The organism is Bartonella sp. TT110JLCBS, assembly GCF_042193405.1.
Taxonomy (GTDB): Bacteria; Pseudomonadota; Alphaproteobacteria; order Rhizobiales; family Rhizobiaceae; genus Bartonella.
In genome coordinates, this window is sequence record NZ_JBHILT010000085.1 from 1 (window position 1) to 1,717 (window position 1,717).

The window sequence follows — 1,717 nt, forward strand, 5'->3', positions numbered from 1 at the left end:
ACACCTTCCTTATGAGAAGGAGAAAAAAGTCTTCGTATTCCACCGACAGTAGAACCAGCCAAATGACCTAAAGCACTGCCAACCATTGTCCCTGCTGCTCCTAATCCTCCACCAACTGCTGCACTTTGAAGTGTGTGACCTAACCCTACACCTTCACCTGCTCCATGTAATGCACCAGATGCCGCTCCTACTTTAAGCAAATGAGGAAGTGTTGTGTTTTTTGTGATGCCTAAAAACGGACTTGCTTTCTCACCTACATATTTCACTCCTGCGCCTACCCGTTTCCCTACCGTGCCTACCGGCGTTGGAACGGCTTTCAAAAATGCTTGACTTAATTTTGAAGTAGCAGGAGGCGCTATCCGCCCTGCTAGTCCTGCAACCGCTCCTGTTCCTAACGTCGCAAGTGAAGGTAAAGCAGCCCCTACAACATTTCCTAACAAAGACGTCCAATAATGCGTATCACTCATCCTACGTTGATAATCACGTATTCTATTGGCTTCTTTCTCATACTTCTCTTCGTATTTTTTATCACCAGATAACCAATATCTGTACAGCCCCTTTCTAAAAGCATTTAGTGCACTCTCATTCTCATCATCACGTCCCGCCGCTACAATCCCCGCAACTTCATCATCTAAATTAAAACTCAAACCATGCTTTAAAGAATTCCAAAAGGCTTCACTTTGTGTAATCTCTGGAGAGAGTAGAGTATTCTCATAAGAAGGATTGGCATATTCTAAAACAGAACCTAAATTGATAAAATTCGGTCCAAGTTCTGATGAGCGTTCTCGATTAGCCGCATATTCTGAAGCAGAACCTAAATTGATAAAATTTGGACCAAGTTCTGATATTTTTTTACCTTGATTGTTCGTAGCACCTAATGCACGATCAACTACAAGAGAATTCTTATTGTTAATCATTTAGCCCTCTTGTAAACTTGACCATTGTAAATAAACTCAACCCCAATAGGCATTTTATTAGCTTGTTCTGTGCTGCTTACAGTTGTAAAATTTGCAACATTCCCTTGTGAGACCGCCTGATTGGTCGAATTTTGGCTATTTCTTGCCATAACGGCATTTCTCATATTATTTTCTGTAGACTCAATATGACCTAATACAATACCTTGTACTTCAGGGTTCAGTCTTGATAAAACATCTTTTATTGTTGACAAACGCCGTTTAAGCTCTCGTGTAGACATACGTAAATTTAATTTCCCAAGAGACTCTTTTAACATTTCAATGTCTTTATCGCTAACATTTCCAAGTCCTAGCGCCCCTCTTTGCGATAACATTTTCATTTGATCTATACGGTCAAGCCCTATACGAGATTGTATTGATTCCAAAATCTGTCGTACATCCGATTGTTCGGACGTTGAGAACGCGTAGCTAGCAGCTAAAGCTATATTACCTGTCGCCTTATTCTTAAAATTCTCAAGGTATTCCTGCACATAATCAATATCTTCTAGCAAAACCTTTGCATACAAGTTTTTATGTTGACGTAAAGCAGATTCTCGTTCTTTGTCCAGATACGCCTTCCCACCAGGGTGATAAACCACTCTCTTTCCCGTTGGTGATGTTGGGTCATCAATTAACGAACTCCCATCATTGTAATGTTTTATGCTATCTGTAGCACCTGTTAACAATGCACTAAGCATTTGAGGATTCCTTGCCATGACAGCAGCTTCTTCATCACTGTAGCCTTTGGACTTTAGATACTCGAC

General features: G+C 40.7%; 2 pseudogenes. Both read right to left on the reverse strand.

The features are described 5' to 3' along the window. A pseudogene (locus ACFILW_RS09580) lies at positions 1-917 on the reverse strand (hypothetical protein); the annotation flags it as partial. Then, positions 914-1,717, reverse strand: a pseudogene (locus ACFILW_RS09585) (hypothetical protein); the annotation flags it as partial. The pseudogenes ACFILW_RS09585 and ACFILW_RS09580, both read right to left, overlap by 4 nt.